This is a genomic window from Clostridium sp. UBA6640, from assembly GCF_002455975.1.
GTDB lineage: Bacteria > Bacillota > Clostridia > Clostridiales > Clostridiaceae > Clostridium_J.
In genome coordinates this window covers 24,365-48,295 of record NZ_DKLM01000171.1, presented here as the reverse complement: position 1 = coordinate 48,295, position 23,931 = coordinate 24,365, and the positions used below count along the sequence as shown (strand labels likewise).

The window sequence follows — 23,931 nt, the reverse complement described above, 5'->3', positions numbered from 1 at the left end:
CTATGAAGGTTAAAAAAATACCACAAAGAATGTGCACTGGCTGTATGGAGATGAAGCCTAAGAAAGAGCTTATAAGAGTAGTTAGAAATAAAGAAGGAGAAATCTCTATTGATACTACTGGGAAAAAGCCAGGACGAGGAGCATATATTTGCAAAAGTATAGAATGCTTAGAAAAGTCCATAAAAGCAAAAAGATTAGAGAGAAATCTTGAAGGTAAAATCAGTGATGATATATTTGAAAGATTAAAGGAAGAGATGGGATATGACCAATAAGTTTTATCAATTTTTAGGACTTACTAAAAAGTCAGGGAATTTGATAGAGGGATATAATAAATGTGAAGAGATAATAAAAAAACAAAAGGTTTATCTTGTAATATTATCACTAGAGTGTTCAGAAAATACTAAGGATAAATTTAGAAAATACTGTAGTGATAGAGAAATTCCTTTATTGGAGAATGTGCCTAAATTTCAGTTAGGTATTTCCTTAGGGCGAAAAGAAATAAATGTATTATGTGTAAAAGATAAAAATATGAGTGAAAAACTCATTGATTTATGGCAGTAGCATAATAACATACAAATTCGGAGGTGAAAGCTTTGGCGAAAGTAAGAATATACGAATTAGCTAAAGAGTTAGAAGTTTTAAGTAAAGAATTAATCACAGTGCTTTTCGAAGAGTTTGGTATAGAAGCTAAAAATCATATGAGTATGATAGATGAAGAAGATGCTGAGCTTATTAAAGAATTATTTGCAGATCAAAAAGCAAATACAAATGAAACAGTAGAGCACTATGAGAATGTTGAAAATGAGAATGTAAATAAGTTAAATAAGAAAAAAAATAGAAACAAGATGAGAAATAGAGATGAAGAAGATTTAGATTCAGAATCAACACCAGACGAAGTTATAGAAATGGAAAAAACTATAATTGTTAAAGATTTAGCAGAAAAGCTTAAAAAATCACCTGTAGAAGTTATTAAACAATTAATTTTCTTAGGCGTTATGGCTAATATGAATCAAGAAATAGATTTTAATATCGCTGAACAAGTTGTTGAAAAGTTCGGATCAATGGCAGTATTAAAAGAAGAAGAAGCTGGAAAACTTGCTGAAGAAGAGGATATAGAAGATAACTTTGAAGAAGAAAACGATACTGAAAAAAGACCACCTGTAGTTACTGTTATGGGACACGTTGACCATGGTAAAACTTCATTATTAGATGCTATTAAAAAATCTAAAGTTACTGCTACAGAAGCGGGTGGAATTACTCAACATATAGGAGCTTATACTGTTGATGTAAATGATGAAAAGATTACTTTTCTTGATACACCAGGACACGAAGCTTTTACTGCAATGAGAGCTAGAGGAGCACAAATTACTGATGTTGTTATATTAGTTGTTGCAGCAGATGATGGAATAATGCCACAAACTGCTGAAGCTATTAACCACTGTAAAGCAGCTAACGTGCCAATGATAGTTGCTATAAATAAAATGGATAAACCGTCAGCAAATCCAGACAAAGTTAAACAAGAGTTAACTGAGCATGGATTAATTGCTGAAGATTGGGGCGGAGATACAGTATGTGTTCCAGTATCTGCTCATACAAGAGAAGGTATTGATACATTACTGGAAATGGTAGTAATAACTTCAGAAATGCTAGAGTTAACTGCCAATAAAGAAAGAAGAGCTAAAGGAACAGTTATAGAAGCTAAACTTGATAAAGGTAGAGGTCCGGTAGCTTCATTACTTGTTCAAAATGGAACATTAAATGTTGGAGATTCAATAATCGTAGGAACAACTTATGGAAGAATAAGAGCTATGATAGATGATAAAGGTAATAAAATAAAATCTGCTGGACCATCAATACCAGTAGAAATTTTAGGATTATCTGAGGTTCCAGCAGCTGGAGACAGATTTAATGTTGTTAAAGATGAGAAAACAGCTAGAAACATGGCAGATAAGAGAAAAGAAAAAATAAGACAAGAAAACTTTACTGCATCTAACAAAGTTTCTATGGAAAACCTATATAGCCAAATTCAAGAGGGAAAAGTTAAAGAGCTTAGCGTTATAGTAAAAGCAGACGTACAAGGTTCTGTTGAAGCTATAAGACAATCATTAGAAAAACTTTCAACAGATAATGTTAAAGTTAGAGTAATTCATGGTGGTGTTGGAGCTATAACTGAAACAGATGTTACGCTGGCATCAGCTTCTAATGCAATCATAATAGGATTTAATGTAAGACCAGATGGAAATGCTATAGCTGCTGGAGAAAAAGAAAGCGTTGAAATTAAAACTTATAGAATAATATATGATGCAATTGAAGATATTAAATCTGCTATGGTTGGAATGCTTGATCCAGAGTATAAAGAAGTTATACAAGGAAGAGTAGAAGTAAGAGCAGTTTATAAAATTTCAAATGTAGGTACAATTGCAGGATGTTATGTTCTAAATGGAAAGATTACTAGACATTCAAGTGTAAGAATTTTAAGAGAAGGTATAGTTATATTTGAATCAACATTGGCATCATTAAAGAGATTTAAAGATGATGTTAAAGAGGCTGCAGCTGGTTTTGAATGTGGTTTAAGCATAGAGAAATTCAATGACATAAAAGAAGGAGATATTCTTGAAGCTTATACTATGGAGGAAATTAAACCTAAACAAATATAAACATAAGGAGTGAGTTACGTGACAAAGTATAGAGGCGGTAGAATTAACGAGGAAATAAAAAGAGATGTAAGTAATACAATACAAAATAAAATAAAAGACCCTAGATTAACTGCAATGATAAGCGTAACTGATGTAGATGTAAGCAAAGATTTAAGCTATGCAAAGATATATGTAAGTATTTTTGGTAGTGAAAAGGAAAAAGAGGATAGTTATTCAGCTCTTAAAAGTTCTGTAGGATTTATAAGAAAAGAAATAGCTAAAAATGTTAAAATAAGACATATACCTGAAGTTATTATAGAGTTGGATAGTACTCTTGATAGAGCACAACACTTAGATTCATTACTTCACCAAATAAAGGAGCAAAATAGCAGTGACAATAAATAATGTTATTGAGAAAATTAAAGAAAGTAAAAAAATTGCTATTACCTTTCACACTTCTCCAGATGGTGATTCTCTAGGAAGTAGTACGGCACTTGCTTTAGCACTTAGGAGTATAGGAAAAGACTGTACTATTCTTTGTAAAGAGGCTATTCCTCAAACATTTACTTATTTACCTTGTTCAGAAGAGATAACTGGTGAAAATTATAATGTAGAACAAGATACAGACTTAGTCATTGTATTAGATTGTGGAGATTTTAAAAGAATTAATGCAGAAATCCTATTAAAAGATAGGAATTATACGTTAATTAATGTGGATCATCATATGTCAAATGAATTATATGGAGATGTAAACTATGTAAATACTAATGCGGCAGCAGTAGGAGAAATTATATATGAAATATTGAAGCTACTAGATATAAGCCTAACTAAGGAAATAGGAGTAGCATTATATACTTCATTATTAACCGATACTGGCTCATTTAGACATTCTAATACTACTAGTGATACCCATAACATTGCAGGGGATATAATAAATACAGGCATTGATTTTAGTGAGATTCATAGAATTATTTTTGATAATAAAAGCTTTAATAAAGTTAAGCTTTATGGAAAAGTTATAGAAACTATGACTTTAGAATGTAATAAAAAAGTTGTATTTATGGAGCTTGCTAATAAAATGCTAGAGGAACTGAATCTAGATGGCTCTGATACATCTGACTTAATAGCCTTTGGAAGTAAAGTTGAAAGTGCAGAAGTAACAGTGATGATTAAGGAATCAGAAGATGGTGTTAAAGTTAGCTTACGTTCAAAAAATAAGGTTGATGTAAGAAAAGTTGCAGAGGGCTTTAATGGTGGTGGACATATTAGAGCAGCAGGTTTTGTGGCAGAAAGTAATATACAAACTATAAAAGAGAAGCTAATAACTATATTAGAAAAAGAGTTGATATAATGAACTTAAATAGAGAAAATAAAGATATTTCTAATAAAAAAAATATTTTTGGTATATTAAATATTTATAAGCCAACAAAAATCACTTCTTTTGATGTAGTTAGAATTATAAGAAAGCTTACCAATGAAAAAAAAGTTGGTCATTGTGGAACTTTAGATCCTGAAGCTTGTGGGGTTTTACCTATTTGTATAGGTAAAGCCACTAAAGCTATTGATTATATTATGGAAAATAATAAGGTTTATGTTGCTGAGTTAAAGCTAGGAGAAGTAACAGATACTTATGATATTGAAGGGAAAGTAATAAGACAGTGTGATGTGAATGTTACGGAAGAAGAAGTAATAGAAGCTGTCTATTCTTTTAAAGGAAACATAAAACAGGTTCCACCAATGTATTCAGCACTTAAAGTAAATGGTAAAAGGCTTTATGAACTTGCAAGAGAAGGTATAGAGATTGAAAGAGAAGCTAGAAATATAACTATACATGATATAAAAGTTTTAGAAATTAATCTTCCTTATGTAAAGGTGGAAGTAAACTGCTCTAAAGGTACTTATATTAGGAGCTTATGTTATGACATAGGAGAAAAATTAGGCTGTGGTGCTATGATGAGTGCATTAGAACGAACAGCTACAGGCAAATTTACTAAAGAAAATAGTATAAATATTGAATCTTTAAATAAGGAAAATATATATGATTATATTATTCCAATAGAAAATGCTTTTTTAAACTACCCTAAGGTAGTAGCTAATATTAAATTTAAAACTCTTCTTCTTAATGGAGTCATATTAAAGGATAAAAGCTTTACAGCAGACATAGAGAAAGATGAAATTTACAGAGTTTATGATGAAGAAAACAACTTAGTTGGAATAGGTAGAAAAAATGATGTAGGTTTTAAATTGATAAAGGTTTTAATCTAGAGGATATAAATATGAAGATAATAAAGGATAATTTTAATAAAAAGTTAGATTTCCCTACCTTTATAGTTTTAGGGAGTTTTGATGGAATTCATCTTGGTCATAAGTCTCTTATAAAAAAATCAATAGATATGGCCAAGAAATATAATAAAAATAAAGAAGAGAATTTAAATTTTATTAATGCTAGAACAATGATATGTACCTTTGAGAACCATCCTTTAACAGTTATAAACGAGGACGTTGCACCTAAGCTTATAATGGATAATGATCATAAAATTGAGGTTTTGGAAAAACTAGGAGTAGATGTGGTAAATTTTATTACCTTTGATGACGAGTTTATGAGAATAAGTCCAGAAGACTTTATCAAAAACTTAGTAAATTGCTACAATGCAGTAGGTGTAATTGTAGGTTTTAACTATAGATTTGGATATAAGAATTTAGGGGATATTGAACTTCTAAAGAAATATAGTGAAATTTTAGGATTTAAGCTTTATATAGCTAAGCCTGTTAAATTAAAAGATGAAATAATAAGTAGTTCTAAAATAAGAAACTACATACAAGAGGGAGAAATTGAAAAGGCAAATGTGATGCTCGGAAGGCCTTTTATGTTAAGTGGGCAGATCATTAAAGGTAGGCAGATAGGACGAACTATAGGATTTCCTACTATAAACTTAGATTATGATAAAAAATTTGTACTTCCTCAAGGTGGAGTTTATTATAGTTTGGTAAAATATAAAGATAGATTTTATAAAGGTATGACTAATGTAGGATATAATCCTACAGTAAAAGGAAAAAAACTTTGTGTTGAAACAAATATATTAGATTTTCATGAAGATATATATGGAGAATCTGTAGAAATATTCTTTTTACATAAAATTAGAGAAGAAAAAAGTTTTGATTCTTTAGAAGAATTAATAGCACAATTGAATAAAGATAAAAAAATTGTTAAAAATCAAAATATGCTGGATATATAAGCTAGTTGATTTTGAAAAAGAAAGTTATAATAAATAATTTACAAAAAGAAAATTATTTGCTATAATTGGTCTGAACCTTATGCTAAGTTTGCTGAATTGCCAACGGGATACTTGGAATAGGGGGATATTACAATCGGAGGTGTTTTTAACATGGATAAGGCTAAAAAACAAGAAATAATGGTAAAATTCGCTAGAACTGAAGGAGATACAGGATCACCAGAGGTTCAAGTTGCTTTATTAACAGAGAGAATAAAAGAGTTAACTGAGCACTTAAAAGTTCACAAGAAAGATCACCATTCAAGAAGAGGTCTTTTAATGATGGTTGGACAAAGAAAAGGACTTTTAAATTACTTAAAGAAGCAAGAAATCGAAAGATACCGTGCTTTAATAGCTGAGTTAGGAATAAGAAAATAGTTAGAGCGGCTAAGCCGCTCTATTATTTTAACTTATATTTTCTAGGTAAATATAACTAATTATATTTGACAATACTATTAATAATTATCGAAAGGAGGCAAAAATATGATTAATACATTAGAAACTACTGTAGCAGGAAGAACCATGAAAGTTGAATGTGGTAAAGTTGGAATGCTTTCAAACTGTGCACTATTTATGAACTATGGAGATACAGTAGTACTTGTTAATGTAAATGCTTCAGAGACACCAAGGGATGGAATAGATTTTTTCCCCCTAAGTGTTGAATATGAAGAAAGATTATATTCAGTAGGAAAGATTCCAGGAGGGTTTATCAAAAGAGAAGGTAAGCCATCTGAGAAAGCAGTATTAAATGGAAGGGCTATAGATAGACCTATAAGACCACTATTCCCAAAAGGATATAGAAATGATGTTCAAGTAGTTTGTACAGTAGTGTCTGTTGAGCAAGATAACCTTCCAGAAATATTGGCTATGAATGCTGCATCAATGGCATTATGTTTATCTAGCATACCATTTACTGATGCTGTAGGAACAGTATCAGTTGGTCTTGTAGAGGGACAGTTTATTATAAACCCAACAGTAGCTCAAAGAGAAAAAAGTACATTAGCATTAACTGTCTGTGCAACTAAAGAAAGAATTATGATGATAGAAGCTGGTGGAGATGAAATTCCAGAAGAAACAATGATAGAAGCTATAAACTTTGGATTTGAAGAGTGTAAAAAAATAGTTGCATTCCAAGAAGAGGCTATGGCGAAGTTTGGAAAGGAAAAAATAACTCCAGAGATACACAAAACTGATGAAAATGTAGAAGAAGACATAAGAATTTTTGCATATGATATGCTAAAGGATGCAATGTATACTACTGACAAAGATGAAAGAAATAACAAAGTTTCAGAAATTAAAGAGAAAATCAGCGAAGCCTTTGGAGAAAAATATGAGGATAAAATGTCTGATGTGTCAGAAACTATTTATAATCTTCAAAAAGAAATAGTTAGACATATGCTTCTTCGTGACAAGAGAAGACCAGACGGCAGAGGTTTTGATGAAATAAGAAAAATTAGCTGTGAAACAGGATTACTTCCAAGAACACATGGTACAGGATTATTTACAAGAGGATTAACTCAGGTAATGACTGTTGCTACTCTAGGTGCACTTGGAGATGTTCAAATAATTGATGGTCTTGGCGAAGAAGAATTTAAAAGATATATGCATCATTATAATTTCCCAGCTTATAGTGTAGGAGAAGTTAAACCACTTCGTGGACCAGGAAGAAGAGAAATAGGACATGGTGCTTTAGCAGAAAGAGCATTAGAGCCATTAATTCCTTCAATTGAAGAGTTCCCATATACTATAAGATTAGTATCTGAGGTATTAAGTTCAAATGGATCTACATCTCAAGCAAGTGTGTGTGGTAGTACATTAGCATTATTAGATGCAGGAGTTCCTATAAAAAGACCAGCAGCAGGTATAGCTATGGGATTAATAACTAGTGAAGATTTATCAGAAGAAGAGATATTAACAGATATTCAAGGTATTGAAGATTTCTTTGGAGATATGGACTTTAAGGTTGCAGGAACTGAAGAAGGTATAACTTCTATACAAGTAGATACAAAATTAAAAGGATTATCTAGCTATTGTATAAGAACTGCTATAGAAAATGCTAAAAAAGCTAGATTGCACATTTTAGACAAAATAAAAGAATGTATACCAGAAGTAAGACAAGAATTATCACCATATGCACCAAGATTATATGCAATAAACGTTAATCCAGATAAAATTAGAGACATCATAGGACCAGGTGGAAAAACTATAAAGAAAATTATAGCTGAAACTGGTGTTAAGATAGATACTAATGATGATGGTAAGGTTGTTATTATGTCTAATGACAGTGTTGGAGCAAATATGGCTTTAAAAATGATAAAAGAACTTACTAAAGAAGTTGAAGTAGGAGAAATCTATCTTGGTAAAGTAACTAAAATTGCTACTTTTGGAGCCTTTGTAGAATTATTACCTGGAAAAGAAGGTTTAGTTCATATATCTAAACTAGATACTGCAAGAGTAAATAAGGTAGAAGATATTGTTTCCGTAGGAGATGAGATATTAGTTAAAGTAACAGAGATAGATAATCAAGGAAGAGTTAATCTTTCAAGAAAAGATGCTATTAAAGAAACAGAAGAAGAAGAAAAAAATGATAATTAATAACAAATAGAAGGGCATAATGCCTTTTTATTTTTTTAAATTTGCATATTTATAAAGTTAAAAATAAATGATTAAGGATTATGATAGAAGCTCTTTGAAAAGAATTTTTATTATGAAAATTAAAATCATGNNCATAAATTAAATTTTCATTAAAGAACTCTATATATTTTTAAATTGCTTTATATTGAATACTTTTTACTATGTTTTTTAATAAATAATTGATAGTATACTAATATTTATATGAAAAATTGAAGAAGATATATAAGTAAGTATTATTATCTTAGAATTTAAATCTAAAATCTAAAATAAATTTTACTTTTTAGATTTAAATTTATAACATACTCAATTTGTAATGAATAGTTCATAATACATAATTAAAGAAATAATTAATTCTATAATAGATTTTAAAAAAAATAGAGTCATTTTAAAGAGAATAATTGGTCATTATGATAGATTATTTTACTTATGTTTATAATAGGTGGTACAATTGCTCAAAAGTAAACGTTAAATGTTAAATCTATAATTAGGAATATTTTTAATTGTGAATTTTACATTGTGAATTGAAATATTAAAAGAAATTTCTTCAATAAGGAGAGAGAAAATGTATAATTTATTTACTTTAAATAATGGATTAAAAGTGGTAGTAGAAAATATAGAGCATTTTAACTCTGTATCAGTGGGATTATGGGTGGAAAATGGTTCAAGAAATGAAAGTAGTATTAATAATGGAGTATCTCATTTTATAGAGCATATGCTTTTTAAAGGTACCGCGAGTAGAAATTCCAAAGAAATAGCGGAGGATATCGAGAATGTAGGTGGCCAAATCAATGCATTTACAGGTAAAGAGGCTACTTGCTATTATATTAAAACTTTAGATACTCACTTAGAATTAGGGCTTGAATTATTGTCTGATATGCTTTTTAATAGTCTATTTAATGAAGAAGATATTGAAAAAGAGAAAGGCGTTATAACTGAAGAAATAAATATGAGCGAGGATAGTGCAGAAGATGTGCTCATGGACTTGCATGCTGAAGCTGCTTGGGGAGATGATGGTCTCTCACTTCCTATACTAGGAACTGAAAATACAGTGAAATCCTTTAATAAGGAAATGATAGTTTCATACTTAAAATCTTATTACATACCAGAAAATTGTGTTATATCTATATGCGGAAAAGTAGATATGAAGAACATAGAAAAAATTGTAGAAAAGTATTTTGGAAATTGGCAATATGATGATAAAAATATAACTATATATTCTACACCAGAAATATTAGATAACAATTATTTTAGACGTAAAGATATAGAGCAGCTTCACATAAACTTAGGAATGCCTGGTCTAAAAATAGGTGATGATGATTTATATACGTTAATACTATTATCTAATATGCTAGGTGGAGGAGCTGCATCTATTCTCTTTCAAAAGATAAGAGAAGAACTAGGAATTTGTTATTCTATATATTTATATATGTCTTCTCATGTAAATAGTGGACTCGTAAATGTATATGCAGGATTAAATCCTAAGTATATTAAAGAAGCAATTGATGTTATACTTAATGAAGTCAATAAATTTTCAAAAGAGAATATTACTAATGAAAAACTTCAGAAAAGTAAAGAGCAGTTAAAAGGAAATTATATTTTAGGGCTTGAAAGCACTAGTAGCAGAATGTTTAGCAATGGAAAATCAGTATTATTTTTAAATAAGATAAACACTCCAAGTGATGTAATTAAGAAAATAGATAAAATTGATATGGAGAGTGTAGAAAGAGTTAAGGAACTTACTTTTAGAAAAGGCATACAAAATACTTCTTTTGTAGGTAAGGATATAAGGCTCTTAAAAGAAATTTACAAAGATAATCTAACTGAGATAAAGAAATAATACCTTTAGTTTTATGTAAATGCTTTTTTCTTGCATAACTTCAGTTTAATTCTCATAATTATTTCTATGGGAATTATAATAAGAGGTGATATTATGGAAGATAATATTAAGTATTTAAGCGAAATGGAAAGATACGAGATTATAAATATTAATGATGGCGATAAATACAATTTTTTAGGCAATAATGATATTGTAATAGATGAACGTGGTGTATTAAAATTATTAATATTAAACGATAGTAAAGCTACTTTTAGTTTTTTTAAAAATAGTGAACTTATCGAAGTGCCTTGGGAGTATGTAAAGAAAATTGGCTCTCGAACTATTATAATAGATGTAGATAATGAGGTGCTAAAAAAATCTCGTATTTAAATGGGGGAGAAGTAATGAAGATACTTATACAAAAATTTGGAGGAACCTCTGTTTCAAGTGAAAGAAATAGAAAGTTAGTAGCAAAGAAAATAATTAGTGCCATAGAACAAGGATATAAGACGGTTGTCGTAGTGTCTGCCATGGGAAGAAAAGGAGAGCCTTATGCTACAGATACATTATTAGGTTTATTAAGTGAAAATTTTAAAACAAATAACCTATTAGCTACAGATTTGATGGTAGGGTGTGGAGAAATTATAAGCACTGCTGTAATATCTAATGAGTTATACAATAATAATCTTAATGCTATACCATTAACAGGAGGACTTGCAGGAATTAAAACAGATAATAATTATGGAAATGCTACAATAACGGATGTAGATACTGAGAGATTACTAAAACTTTTAAATGAAGATAAAATACCAGTAGTAGCAGGATTCCAAGGAACTTGCGAAGAAGGATATTTAACTACTCTTGGAAGAGGGGGAAGTGATGTTACTGCTGCTATATTAGGAGCTGCGCTAAAGGCGGAAGAAATCCATATTTATACAGATGTGGATGGTATAATGACTGCTGACCCTAGAATAGTATCTCAGGCTACTTTGATTAAGGCTATAAGCTATGATGAAGTATGTCAATTTGCATATCAAGGGGCTAAAGTTATTCATCCTAGGGCTGTTGAGATATCTAAAAAGTATAATATACCATTAGTTATTAAAAACACTCTTAGTGACTGTGACGGAACCTTCATTACTAATCATATAGAAGATGATTCACAAAGTATTATTACTGGAATTACCCATGTAAAAGATAGAGTTCAAATTACTGCTCCGGATAATAATAGTGATAGCTATGTTGAGTTGTTTGAAATAATAGCAGAGAAGGGTATAAGTATTGATCTTATAAATGTTTTTCCTAAACAAAAAATATTTACTATAGCATTAAGTGACTTAGACAAGTTTAAAGAAATCACAAATGAGATAAATCTACAATGCTCATATATTGAAAATTGTAGTAAGATTGCTATAATAGGTTCTAAGATGAGAGGAATGCCAGGAGTTATGGCTAGAATTTTAAAAACATTAACAAAAGAAAAAATAGAAGTACTACAAACAGCAGACTCTCACATGACTATATGGTGTTTAGTAGAAGCTCCATATACAGAATCGGCTATTAATGTACTTCATAAAGAGTTTAATTTATGATAATCAAGTATATGATTTCCTCTAAATGTACAAAATAGAAATGTATATTTAGGAGGAATGATTATGGCAGATAAAAATACTAAAAAGAAAATAAAAAGTGAAGAGATAACTAAAAATGAAGAAGAATCAAAACCTAATGAAGGAGTTCAAAATATTAAGGAGTTAGGAGTACTTAATGTGGCTAGTGGTGATGACAGTATACAAATACTACCTATAATAGGGCAAATAGAGGGTCATAGTATGGGATCACCTCAAACAAAAGTAACTAAATATGAACATGTTATACCTCAATTAGTAGCAATGGAAAGAGATGAAAAAGTTAAGGGTATACTTGTAATATTAAATACTGTTGGAGGAGATGTAGAGGCAGGACTAGCGATTGCAGAAATGATAAATAGTCTGTCAAAGCCAACAGTGTCTTTAGTAATTGGTGGAGGGCATTCCATAGGAGTTCCGCTAGCAACTTCCTCAAGCTATTCATTTATTTCACCTAGTGCTACTATGATTGTTCATCCTATAAGAATGAATGGGTTAGTAATAGGTGTTCCTCAAACTTTTGACTATTTTAGAAAAATGCAAGAACGAATTATTGGATTTATAACAAGAACTTCTAAAATAAGTGCAGAGGAATTAAGAGGTATGATGGCTGAAACTGACGAATTATTAAATGATATGGGAACTATATTAATAGGTAAACAAGCAGTTGAATGCGGAATTATTGATGAAGTTGGAGGGATATCTCAAGCGTTACACAAATTAAATGAACTTATTGATAAAAAATAGGTCGATTTTGACCTATTTTTTATTGGATTTATTTAAAAGGAAATATTATCATATTTGTAGAAATAATTAATTTGGAGGTGATACGGTGGCTAAAAATAACATTGATAAAGAAAAGAGCAAGAAATCTCAAAAAAGAAGTAGATCTAAAGATAATGGAAAGGCTAATAAGAGATACACTAATGAAAAAAGCCACTCAGAAGTTTCAGGAATTATACTTATAACTATAGGCATATTAATGTTACTTAGTTTAGCTTCTACTATATTTTCCAATCAATCATCATTATCTGGTATGATAGGATTATTTGTTTATAAATTATTTGTAGGATTAATAGGCTTAGGTGCATATGTAATGCCTGTCTTTTGTATATTTATAGGAGCTAGTTATATAACTAAAAGTGGTAATATTACTTTTACTAAGAGATTTTATGGAATAGTTTTATTTATTATTAATAGCTTATTGTTTATACAAATGACTATTTTATCTAATTACTATGTAAAAGATAATATTATGGTAGGAGTAGAAAAAATTTATAATTCTAGTAGTATATTTCATGGTGGAATTATAGGGTATTTTTTATCGGTTCCACTATATAAGCTTTTTGGGAAATTAGGAAGTTACATAATTTTTATTGCAGTATATATAATCTCTATAACTTTAATTAAAGACATAACTATTAAAGATATGATTTCAGAGATTGTGAATAAAAAAGATAGCTTAAGAGAAAATAAATTAAAAGCTGATGAAAAGATACTTGTGAATGAAGATCTAAAAGAGAACATCATTGAAGAAAATTCTATATCACAAGTTGATACAAACCATAAAATAAAAATTATAGATTTCTTAAAATCTACAGAGATCGATGATACTGGTAAAAGTGAAAAGGATTTTATACAATATAACATTAGAGAAGAAAAAAAAGAAAAGGCTCCTATTACCGATAAAGCTTACACTAGTGAATTGGAGGAAGAAATTCACATTAGCAATTTTAATAGTAATAAAAACTTTGAATATAAATCTCCCGATGTGGATTTGCTTTATAAAAATGAACATAATCAGCTTAAAAAAGGAGATAAAAAGGATTTATTAAATAGTGCAAGTAAATTACAAGAAACTCTTTTAAGCTTTGGAGTAGAGGCAAAGGTTATACAAGTTACAAAAGGTCCATCTGTAACTAGATTTGAGCTTCAACCTAGTGCTGGAGTGAAAGTAAGTAAAATTGTTAACTTATCTGATGATATAGCTTTAAACTTAGCATCATCAGGAGTTAGAATAGAAGCGCCTATTCCAGGTAAAGCAGCAGTAGGGATAGAGGTACCTAATAGAGAATTAACACCAGTATATTTAAGAGAAGTTATTGAATCTGAAGAATTTATAAGTTCTAATAAAAACTTAGCCTTTTGCCTAGGTAAGGATATAGGTGGACATTCTATTGTTTCTGACTTGACAAAAATGCCCCATATGCTAGTAGCTGGTGCAACAGGATCAGGTAAAAGTGTGTGTATAAATACCTTACTTATGAGCTTACTATATAAGTATTCTCCTGATGAGGTTAAATTATTACTTATAGATCCTAAAGTTGTTGAACTTAATATTTACAATGGAATACCACATTTATTAATTCCTGTAGTTACAGATCCTAAAAAAGCAGCTAGTGCATTAAGTTGGGCAGTAAATGAAATGACCAGAAGATATAAGATTTTTGCAGATAATAATGTAAGAAACATTGAAGGCTATAATGAAATGGCGAATAAGGGGATTGTTGAAGAAAAGCTACCTTGGATAGTAATTATAATTGATGAGCTTGCAGATCTTATGATGGTTTGCCCAAATGATGTTGAGGATTATATAGGTAGATTAGCACAAATGGCTAGAGCAGCAGGTATGCATTTAGTTATAGCTACTCAAAGACCGTCTGTAGACGTAATTACTGGAGTTATTAAGGCAAATATACCTTCGAGAATTTCTTTTGCCGTATCAAGTCAAATAGATTCAAGAACTATACTTGATTCATCGGGGGCAGAAAAACTACTTGGTAAAGGAGACATGCTATTTTATCCTGTAGGAGAAGCAAAACCTGTTAGAATACAGGGAGCATTTGTATCTGAGGAGGAAGTAGAGAGAGTAGTAACATTTATTAAAAATCAAGTAGAAGAACATCAATATGAAGATCACATTATTGAGGAAATCGAAGAAGGAGCTAGGCCTAAAAGTGATGATTGTGATGAGCTTTTAAATGAGGCTATAAAAATAGTTATAGATACGGAACAGGCATCCACATCTCTATTGCAGAGAAGATTAAAAATAGGATATAATAGAGCAGCGAGAATAATAGAACAGATGGAGGAGAGAGGCGTTATTTCTGGAAAGAACGGAAGTAAACCAAGGCAAGTTCTTTTAAGTAAAGAAGAATATGAACAGTGATAACCTTATACTATAAAGAAAAATATAGGAGGAAAACTAGTGGATAAATTGAAAGTTGGAGTAGTAAACTTAGGCTGCGATAAAAACAGAATTGACTCGGAAATTATTATAGGAAATATAAAAGAAAAATTTGAAGTTATAAATGAACCTAATAATGCAGATATTATAATAATAAACACTTGTGGATTTATTGAGAGCTCTAAGCAGGAATCTATAGATACTATACTTGAAATGGCAAAATATAAAGAAGATCATAATTGTAAAGTACTTATAGCTACAGGATGTTTAACTCAGAGATATGGAAGTGAACTTTTAAAACTTATACCTGAACTTGATATAATATTAGGAGTAAATGATTACGATAAATTAAATGACAGTATAGAACAGGTGTTAAAAGACAATAAAAAAGTAGCCTATACAAATTATAGTGATTCTAATATTAATATTGGAAAAAGAGTGGTTACAACTGGAGGAACTACAGCCTATATAAGAATATCTGAAGGTTGTAATAACAAATGTGCTTATTGTGCTATACCTAGTATAAGAGGTAAATATAGAAGTAGGACTATAGAGGATATCTTAAAGGAAGCATCAGTACTTGCTATAAATGGTTATAAAGAGTTAATTTTAGTTGCACAAGATACTACAAGTTATGGTATAGATATATATGGTGAGAAGAAACTACATACATTATTAAATCAGCTATCTCAAATAAAAAGCATCAAATGGATACGCATATTATATTGTTATGCTGAAGAGTTAACAGATGAAATAATAGATGAAATAGCAAGCAATGATAAAGTTTGTAAATATATTGATATACCTATACAACATATAAGTGATAAAATATTGAAAAGTATGAGAAGAAAAGGAAGAAATAAGACTATAACTGATAATATAAATAAACTAAGAACTAAGGTTCCTAACGTAGTTTTAAGAACATCTCTTATAGTAGGATTTCCAGGAGAAAGAGAAGAAGATTTCGAAGAGCTTAAAGATTTTATTAAGGAAATCAAGTTTGATAAGCTGGGGGTATTCACTTATTCACAAGAAGAGGGAACTGCTGCAGCGGATATGGATGAACAAATTGATGATGAAATAAAGGAAATGAGATATCATGAGCTTATGGCTCTTCAACAACAGATTTCTAAGGAGTTAAATAAAAATAGGGTAGGTAAAATATACACTGTATTGATAGAAAATAAAGAAGATAAAATGTATATTGGAAGAAGTTATGAAATGGCTCCTGAAATAGATGGTGAAATTTTTATTGAAAATGATAATAATATAAAGATAGGTCAATTTATTGACGTTGAGATTATAAGGGCATTAGAATATGATTTAATAGGAGTTGTTCTACAGTAAAGATATTGATATTTATTCTATAAAATTTTGTTTAAATAGGAGTTGTGTCATATGAATCTTGCAAATAAACTTACGGTGCTAAGAATATTATTGGTTCCTATATTCTTAGTGTTTATAGCATTAAATACTTCTTTAGGAACGATTTTAGCTACCATAGTCTTTGTAGTAGCATCATTAACAGATAAGCTTGATGGATACATAGCTAGAAGCAGAAATCAAGTAACTACCTTTGGAAAGTTTATGGATCCTTTAGCAGACAAGTTACTAGTAACTTCTGCGCTGGTTTCTTTAGTTGAGTTACAAGTAATACCAGCATGGGTAGCTATGATAATAATTGCAAGAGAATTTGCTGTATCTGGCCTTAGAACATTAGCTGCATCAGAAGGTGTAGTAATTGCAGCTAGTAACTGGGGAAAAGCTAAAACTGTAATACAAATAGTAGCAATAATAGCAGGATTAGTAACATTAAGCTATGATAGCTCAATTATTGAAATGATAACGAGGATATCAATGGTATTAGCGGTTATAATAACTATAATATCTGGTGTAGATTATTTCTACAAAAATAGAGATGTAATTAAGATGGATAAGTGATTAAAAACATTTAAAATGGCAATTATAAATAAGGAGTTCCTGCTTGTAGAGTGGGAACTTCTTATTATATTCTTTTAGTTGACCTATTGAATGATATATTGTATAATATATATAGAACAGATGTTCGGTGGATGAAAGGATGGTGGACCCTTAAGGGAAGATATATGAATAGTGAAAAGTTAAAAGCCTTGGAAGCAGCTATGGGACAGATAGAAAAACAATTTGGTAAAGGTTCAGTAATGAAGCTTGGAGAAAATAGTGTACTTAATCTAGATTCAATATCTACAGGATGTTTAGGTCTAGATATAGGACTAGGCATAGGTGGAGTACCTAGAGGAAGAATTATAGAGATATTTGGACCAGAGTCTTCTGGTAAAACAACAGTAGCACTACATATTGTTGCAGAAGCTCAAAAGGCTGGAGGGGTAGCAGCTTTTATAGATGCAGAACATGCGTTAGATCCAGTATATGCTAAAGCTTTAGGTGTTGACATAGATAATTTAATAGTTTCTCAACCTGATACTGGAGAACAAGGGCTTGAAATAACTGAGGCATTGGTTCGCTCAGGTGCAGTAGATGTTGTAGTTGTAGACTCCGTTGCAGCTCTTGTACCAAAAGCAGAAATTGAAGGAGAAATGGGAGACTCTCATGTTGGACTTCAAGCTAGACTTATGTCACAAGCACTTAGAAAATTAGCAGGATCTATAAATAAATCAAAATGTGTTACCGTATTTATAAATCAACTTAGAGAAAAGGTTGGAGTAATGTTTGGAAATCCTGAAACTACTCCAGGTGGAAGAGCACTTAAATTTTATGCATCAGTTAGAATGGATGTAAGAAGAATTGATACTATTAAACAAGGTGATGAATTTTTAGGAAATAGAACTAGAGTTAAAATAACTAAAAATAAAGTTGCGCCTCCATTCAAACAAGCGGAATTCGATATCATGTACGGTGATCGAATTTCAAAAGAAGGGGACGTTTTAGATATAGCAGTTAAAGAGGAAATAGTTCAAAAAAGCGGTGCATGGTTCTCTTATGGTGATACAAGATTAGGTCAAGGTAGAGAAAATGCTAAGAATTATTTTAAAGAAAATCCTGAATTAAGATTAGAAATAGAAAATAGAATAAGAGAAAAGCATAGTTTACCTTTATATAAGGAAGAAGTTTTAGTAGAAAAAAAAGATGATGAAAAGTAGCAAGTAATTCTTGCTACTTTTATTTTTTTTAAAAAATTTTTATAATGATATTATATTAAAAATTAATATATGGTAAAATAATAATGAATCTTTGATACTGATGCAATGTATAATTTATTTTAAAGCTAATATTTTTGTATAAAAATGTTATATATATATATATATTAAAAGATAGTACAAATAGATGGTTGATAACAATGAAGAGGCATTTCTAGATACATAACAAATGAGTTCAATTATTTGGAAACTCTTCTTTTATCTTTCAATAATTTTGAATATATATATGAATAATTGGATATAATTTTAATATTATAAAAAAGTATATATTTTACCTGTTTGTAGCATACCAAGCAACTTGACATTATATAGAAAGTAATATAAAATAAATACAAATACTGGTTTAGCATAATGTAATTGCTACCAATTGAATAAAATATGACACCTTTTCTAGCTTTCATTTTCAATCCAAATAGATATTAAAATGAGCAAAGGAGGTGTTGACATACAATGGATACAAATACAAAGATGATATTAGGGATAGGTATTGTATTAATTGTTATTTTCATTGGAATTTTTGTTGTTGTTTATACTAGAAAAAATATATCACAGGCTAATATTGCAAAGTCAGAAGAAGAATCTAAAAAAATTATAGAGGAAGCTAAAAAAGATGCTGAATCTAAAAAGAAAGAAGCTATACTTGAGGCTAAAGAGGAAGTTCATAGATTGAGAACTGACCTTGAAAAAGAGTCTAGAGAGAGAAGAAATGAAATTCAGAGGCTTGAAAGAAGAACAATTCAAAGAGAAGAATCTTTAGATAAAAAGAGTGCAGTATTAGAGAGAAAAGAAGAAAATCTAAATAAAAAACAACAAGAAGTTGAAATATTAGAGGCAAGTATACAAGATTTGTATACTAAACAAAGAGAAGAATTAGAGAGATTATCAGGTCTTACATCTGATGAAGCAAAGCAGATTTTACTAGACGAAGTAAGAAAAGAAATTAAGCATGAAGCAGCAGTTATGATTAAAGAAGTTGAACAGAAGGCTAAAGAAGAGGCTGATAAAAAAGCCAGAGAAATCATAACATATGCTATTCAAAGATGTGCTGCAGATCATGTTGCAGAGTCTACTGTACACGTAGTTTCTCTTCCAAATGATGAAATGAAAGGAAGAATAATAGGTAGAGAGGGCAGGAATATTAGAGCTCTTGAAACCCTTACAGGGGTAGATTTAATTATCGATGATACTCCAGAAGCAGTAATTCTTTCAGGATTTGATCCAATAAGAAGAGAAGTTGCAAGAATAGCTTTAGAAAAGCTTATAGTAGATGGAAGGATACATCCAGCAAGAATTGAAGAAATGGTAGAAAAAGCTAAGAAAGATGTTGAAAATGATATTAAGGAAGAAGGAGAACAAGCTACCTTTGAAACAGGTGTACACAGTCTACATATTGAAATATTAAAATTATTAGGAAGACTGAAGTACAGAACAAGTTATGGTCAAAATGTATTAAAGCATTCCGTTGAGGTTGCTTATTTAGCAGGACTTATGGCATCAGAACTTGGCATGGATCCGACATTGGCAAAAAGATGCGGATTATTACATGACATTGGTAAAGCTGTAGACCATGAAGTTGAAGGACCACATGCATTAATAGGTGCAGAACTTGCTAAAAAATATCATGAATCACCAATAGTTGTAAATGCTATAGCAGCTCATCATGGTGATGTAGAATCTCAATCTTTAGAAGCAGTATTAGTTCAAGCAGCTGATGCTATTTCTGCTGCAAGGCCAGGTGCGAGAAGAGAAACATTGGAAGCTTATATTAAGAGATTAGAAAAACTTGAGGAAATTGCAAATTCTTATGAAGGCGTTGAAAAGTCATATGCCATTCAGGCTGGAAGAGAAATTAGAATTATGATTAAACCAGAAGAAATTGATGATGCAGGAGCTATTGAAGTGGCTAGGGATATTGTTAAGAAAATAGAGAGTGAACTTGAATATCCAGGTCAAATTAAAGTTAATGTAATCAGAGAAACCCGTGCTATTGAGTATGCAAAATAGTAAAAAGTAGAAATTTAAAATAAAAATGAAAAAAATAATCTTCTTAAATTTTGTAAAATTTAATTTTATTCAAAATTTAAGAGGATTTTTTTGATTATTGTAGAATTATATATTATCACAATAGAATGTTTACTTATAGGAGGTTAATCATGGAGGTATTAAAAGTTTCAGCAAAATCAAGTCCCAATTCAGTAGCAGGAGCATTAGCAGGTGTTTTAAGAGAAAAAGGTGCGGCTGAAATCCAAGCTATCGGTGCAGGAGCTCTTAACCAAGCTATAAAATCAGTAGCAATAGCTAGAGGATTTGTAGCGCCAAGTGGAGTGGATTTAGTTTGTATTCCAGCATTTACAGATATAGAGATTGAAGGAGAAGAGAGAACAGCTATAAGATTAATTGTTCAGCCTAGATAAAACTAATTAATTTACATAGAAGAAAGACATGAATTATAAAGCCATGTCTTTTTTATTTAAATATTCATTAACTTAAACATATGAGTACAATATAGAACTTTAAAATAGATCTTCTATACAAGTAGCTTAACCTATTAAGAATTAAAGATTGATAATTAGCAGTGAAGAATTTAGGAAAATTTTGTTATGAAAAATTTCGAAGGCTTGATAGTAGAATTTTAATCATAATTCTTTATTCTTAGATTCTATTAAAAAATCTATATAATAACTACAAATTAAAGACTAATTTACATAGTATTTTAATTTTCATGTTAAAATGTATCTATATAAATGTAATTTTAAAATATAATTTTTATTTTAATAAATAGTTAAAATATGCCTTATAAAATTATTTACACTGAGTATAATAAATGATATATTATAGATGATATGACGTATATCCTTCATTTTATTGAAATATGAAGGGACATATGCAGATAACTTATAAAATTAAGAAAATTTTGGGGGTAGTAACTATGAAATTATCAAATAAAGCTATGCAAATCTCTCCATCATTGACTTTAGCAATAACAGCTAAAGCAAAAAAAATGAAAGCAGATGGCATAGATGTAATAGGTTTTGGTGCAGGAGAGCCAGATTTTAATACTCCAAAAAACATTCAAGAGGCTGGCATAAAAGCTATACAAGAGGGCTTGACAAGATATACAGCTGCTTCAGGAATAATAGAGCTTAAAGATGCTATAGTAAACAAATTTAAAGTAGATAATAATTTAACTTACAAACCTTCTCAAATAGTAATTTCAACTGGAGCTAAGCAATGTTTAGCAAATGCGTTACAAGCAATACTAAATCCTGAAGATGAAGTATTAGTAGGAGCACCTTATTGGGTGAGTTATCCTGAACTTATTCAATTAGCTGATGGTAAGGCTGTATTTGTAGAAACTAAAGAAGAAAACGCTTTCAAATTAACAGTTGAAGCATTAGAAAAAGCTACAACAAATAAAACAAAAGCATTTATATTAAATAGTCCTAATAATCCAACAGGAACTGTTTATACTAAGGAAGAGCTAGTAAAACTTGCTGAGTTTGCTAAGGAAAAGGATCTAATAATAATATCAGATGAAATATATGAAAAATTATTATATGGAGTAGAAGGACATATTTCAATTGCAAGTATCTCAGAAGACGCGTATAATAGAACAATAGTTATTAACGGAGTTTCTAAAGCATATGCCATGACTGGTTGGAGAATAGGATACGCTGCAACTAGCGAAGAGATAACTAAGCTTATGTCTAATATTCAAAGTCATACAACTTCAAATCCTTGTTCAATATCTCAATATGCTTCAGTAGAAGCTTTAAATGGAGATCAAAGTGAAGTTGAAAATATGAAAAAACAATTTAAAGCAAGAAGAGATTTTATGGTTGATAGAATTAACTCAATAAACAATTTATCTTGTGTTAAGCCAGAAGGAGCTTTCTATGTTATGGTTAACATAAGCAAAGTTTTGGGTAAGGAATTTGATGGAAAAGTAATTAAGGATTCCTTAACTTTCTCCGATTTAATATTGGAGAAAGAAAAAGTTGCAGTTGTGCCAGGAATAGCTTTTGGAGTTGATAACTTTATAAGATTATCTTATGCAACATCTATGGATAACATTAAAAATGGATTAGATAGAATTGAAAAGTTCGTAAATAGCATAGGATAGTTTTAAATAAACTGTAGAGGTGATGCTAGTGGTATCAAAAGATGTTATTGTAAAAAACCCACAAGGGTTACATGCAAGACCAGCTACACTGTTAGTTAGAGTAGCTTCATCTTTCAAATCAAATATAAATATTGAGTACAATGGAAAAAGCGCTAATGCTAAAAGCTTGATAGGGATACTATCTTTAGGTATAAATAAAGATTATAAGATTACTGTTTCAGCTAAAGGCAGTGATAAAGAAAAGGCGCTAGGAAATATTTGTGACTTAATAGAAAGCTTCGAATAATTAACATAGTAAAAGCTGCTGACGTTTGTTAGCAGTTTTTATTAAGTTATACACATTAGGTGATAAATATGAATAATGATATTATTATTAAAAATGAACAAAGAATAACTAATTTATTTAATGATAAAAATTTTATAAGATATTTTTTAGATTTAAAAGCCAATAAAAGCAAATATACTGCTAAAAGCTATGAGAGAGATATTAAAGATTTTTTTAAAGTAGAATATGTTGAAGATATAACAATTAATCATATTAGAGCAGTAACTATATTTGATGCTCAAAGTTACATTTTAGAATTAAGCTCTAAGAAATTTTCTTCTGCTACTATAAATAGAAAAATTTCATCATTAAGTGCACTTTATAAGTGGTTATTAAAATTTCAAGATAATAGTACAAGAAGTGAACTTATAAAATATAATCCTTTTGGTAATTTAAAAGAAGAAAAGCCAATTATAAATAATAAGGACACAGAATTTTTAACAAAGGAAGAATGTAAAATTTTGCTTCAAAGCATAGATATCTCTACTATAATAGGTCTTAGAAATAAGGCTATAATGTCATTAGCATTGACTACAGCCTTAAGAAAATCAGAAATTATAAACATAAAGCTAAAAGATGTAACTACATATGGAGGCTATGATATTATTAATATAACTAGAAAAGGTAATATTAAAGATGTAATAAAAATTCAAAAAGGAGTATTAAATCTAATAAAACAATATGTCGAAAAGAGTAATAGAGATTTTAAAAAAAATTGGGATGAATATCTATTCTTAGGTCATTCGAAAAATAGCTTAAAAAAGGAAAAATTAGATCCTAGTAGCTTAAATTATATAATTAAACAAATTTGCAAAAAGGCGAATCTAAACAAAGATTTAAAAGTCCATTCTACTAGACATACTGCTATAACACTAGCTATAACGGAGGGAGCAACTATAGAAAAAGTAAGAGAATTTGCAGGACACAAAAATTTAGCAACTACAAATAGATATGTTCACTCTATAGATAAATTAAAAAATAATGCAGGCGATATTATAGATATTCTTTAAAGCTAATATACAATTAAAGTATATTAGCTTTAATTATATAAAAATGATATGATAAATTCTTTCTCTTTATTAATAAAAAAAATTAAAATTATAGCACAATTCT

At 29.7% G+C, this 23,931-nt stretch carries 22 protein-coding genes; all 22 read left to right on the top strand.

Features of this window, described 5'->3' with window-relative positions:
- Positions 1-2 precede the first annotated feature (2 nt).
- Positions 3-272, top strand: coding sequence for an RNase P modulator RnpM (gene rnpM / locus B2W91_RS20360; protein ID WP_291584282.1), 270 nt, complete (start codon positions 3-5; stop codon positions 270-272).
- The gene (locus B2W91_RS20355; protein ID WP_291584280.1) at positions 262-561 is read left to right on the top strand and encodes a ribosomal L7Ae/L30e/S12e/Gadd45 family protein; all 300 of its coding nucleotides are present in this window, start codon (positions 262-264) and stop codon (positions 559-561) included. Before rnpM ends, B2W91_RS20355 begins: the two co-directional genes overlap by 11 nt.
- A 32-nt stretch (positions 562-593) precedes the next feature.
- Entirely contained in the window at positions 594-2,657 is a 2,064-nt protein-coding gene (gene infB / locus B2W91_RS20350; protein WP_291584278.1) for a translation initiation factor IF-2, read from the top strand.
- A gap of 18 nt (positions 2,658-2,675) precedes the next feature.
- Complete coding sequence (rbfA, locus tag B2W91_RS20345) at positions 2,676-3,041, top strand: 30S ribosome-binding factor RbfA (protein WP_291584276.1); 366 nt, start codon at positions 2,676-2,678, stop codon at positions 3,039-3,041.
- Positions 3,028-3,987 carry a DHH family phosphoesterase gene (locus B2W91_RS20340; RefSeq protein WP_291584275.1) on the top strand — a complete coding sequence of 320 codons (960 nt, stop codon included), beginning with the start codon at positions 3,028-3,030 and terminating at the stop codon, positions 3,985-3,987. Before rbfA ends, B2W91_RS20340 begins: the two co-directional genes overlap by 14 nt.
- Positions 3,988-4,031: 44 nt before the next feature.
- Positions 4,032-4,901 (top strand): tRNA pseudouridine(55) synthase TruB, encoded by an 870-nt coding sequence (truB, locus tag B2W91_RS20335; protein WP_291584323.1) that lies wholly within the window; start codon positions 4,032-4,034, stop codon positions 4,899-4,901.
- Positions 4,902-4,912: 11 nt separating this feature from the next.
- A complete protein-coding gene (locus B2W91_RS20330) occupies positions 4,913-5,872 on the top strand; it encodes a bifunctional riboflavin kinase/FAD synthetase (RefSeq protein WP_291584273.1) in 960 nt (319 codons plus the stop codon).
- Between the two features lie 150 nt (positions 5,873-6,022).
- Complete coding sequence (gene rpsO, locus B2W91_RS20325; RefSeq protein ID WP_291584271.1) at positions 6,023-6,286, top strand: 30S ribosomal protein S15; 264 nt, start codon at positions 6,023-6,025, stop codon at positions 6,284-6,286.
- A gap of 105 nt (positions 6,287-6,391) precedes the next feature.
- Complete coding sequence (locus tag B2W91_RS20320) at positions 6,392-8,503, top strand: polyribonucleotide nucleotidyltransferase (RefSeq protein ID WP_291584269.1); 2,112 nt, start codon at positions 6,392-6,394, stop codon at positions 8,501-8,503.
- Positions 8,504-9,104: 601 nt separating this feature from the next.
- Positions 9,105-10,379, top strand: coding sequence for a M16 family metallopeptidase (locus B2W91_RS20315; protein WP_291584267.1), 1,275 nt, complete (start codon positions 9,105-9,107; stop codon positions 10,377-10,379).
- A 93-nt stretch (positions 10,380-10,472) separates the two neighbouring features.
- Positions 10,473-10,748, top strand: a complete 276-nt coding sequence (locus tag B2W91_RS20310; protein ID WP_039631987.1) for a YlmC/YmxH family sporulation protein — start codon at positions 10,473-10,475, stop codon at positions 10,746-10,748.
- Positions 10,749-10,762: 14 nt separating this feature from the next.
- On the top strand, positions 10,763-11,950 hold the full coding sequence (gene dapG / locus B2W91_RS20305) for an aspartate kinase (protein WP_291584265.1): 1,188 nt from the start codon (positions 10,763-10,765) through the stop codon (positions 11,948-11,950).
- A gap of 57 nt (positions 11,951-12,007) precedes the next feature.
- Positions 12,008-12,733 carry a ClpP family protease gene (locus tag B2W91_RS20300; protein ID WP_414633143.1) on the top strand — a complete coding sequence of 242 codons (726 nt, stop codon included), beginning with the start codon at positions 12,008-12,010 and terminating at the stop codon, positions 12,731-12,733.
- An 85-nt stretch (positions 12,734-12,818) separates the two neighbouring features.
- Complete coding sequence (locus tag B2W91_RS20295) at positions 12,819-15,155, top strand: FtsK/SpoIIIE family DNA translocase (protein ID WP_291584260.1); 2,337 nt, start codon at positions 12,819-12,821, stop codon at positions 15,153-15,155.
- 39 nt (positions 15,156-15,194) lie between these two features.
- A complete protein-coding gene (gene rimO, locus B2W91_RS20290) occupies positions 15,195-16,520 on the top strand; it encodes a 30S ribosomal protein S12 methylthiotransferase RimO (RefSeq protein WP_291584258.1) in 1,326 nt (441 codons plus the stop codon).
- A gap of 51 nt (positions 16,521-16,571) precedes the next feature.
- Positions 16,572-17,114 (top strand): CDP-diacylglycerol--glycerol-3-phosphate 3-phosphatidyltransferase, encoded by a 543-nt coding sequence (gene pgsA, locus B2W91_RS20285; protein ID WP_291584256.1) that lies wholly within the window; start codon positions 16,572-16,574, stop codon positions 17,112-17,114.
- A gap of 164 nt (positions 17,115-17,278) precedes the next feature.
- Complete coding sequence (gene recA, locus B2W91_RS20280) at positions 17,279-18,313, top strand: recombinase RecA (protein WP_291584322.1); 1,035 nt, start codon at positions 17,279-17,281, stop codon at positions 18,311-18,313.
- A gap of 507 nt (positions 18,314-18,820) precedes the next feature.
- Positions 18,821-20,374, top strand: coding sequence for a ribonuclease Y (gene rny / locus B2W91_RS20275; RefSeq protein ID WP_291584254.1), 1,554 nt, complete (start codon positions 18,821-18,823; stop codon positions 20,372-20,374).
- Positions 20,375-20,523: 149 nt separating this feature from the next.
- Entirely contained in the window at positions 20,524-20,784 is a 261-nt protein-coding gene (locus B2W91_RS20270; protein WP_039631998.1) for a stage V sporulation protein S, read from the top strand.
- 515 nt (positions 20,785-21,299) lie between these two features.
- A complete protein-coding gene (locus B2W91_RS20265) occupies positions 21,300-22,493 on the top strand; it encodes a pyridoxal phosphate-dependent aminotransferase (protein ID WP_291584250.1) in 1,194 nt (397 codons plus the stop codon).
- Between the two features lie 28 nt (positions 22,494-22,521).
- Positions 22,522-22,779: an HPr family phosphocarrier protein gene (locus B2W91_RS20260; RefSeq protein ID WP_039632001.1), complete on the top strand. Its 258-nt coding sequence runs from the start codon at positions 22,522-22,524 to the stop codon at positions 22,777-22,779.
- Positions 22,780-22,847: 68 nt separating this feature from the next.
- On the top strand, positions 22,848-23,828 hold the full coding sequence (locus tag B2W91_RS20255; protein WP_291584247.1) for a tyrosine-type recombinase/integrase: 981 nt from the start codon (positions 22,848-22,850) through the stop codon (positions 23,826-23,828).
- The last annotated feature ends 103 nt before the right edge of the window (positions 23,829-23,931 follow it).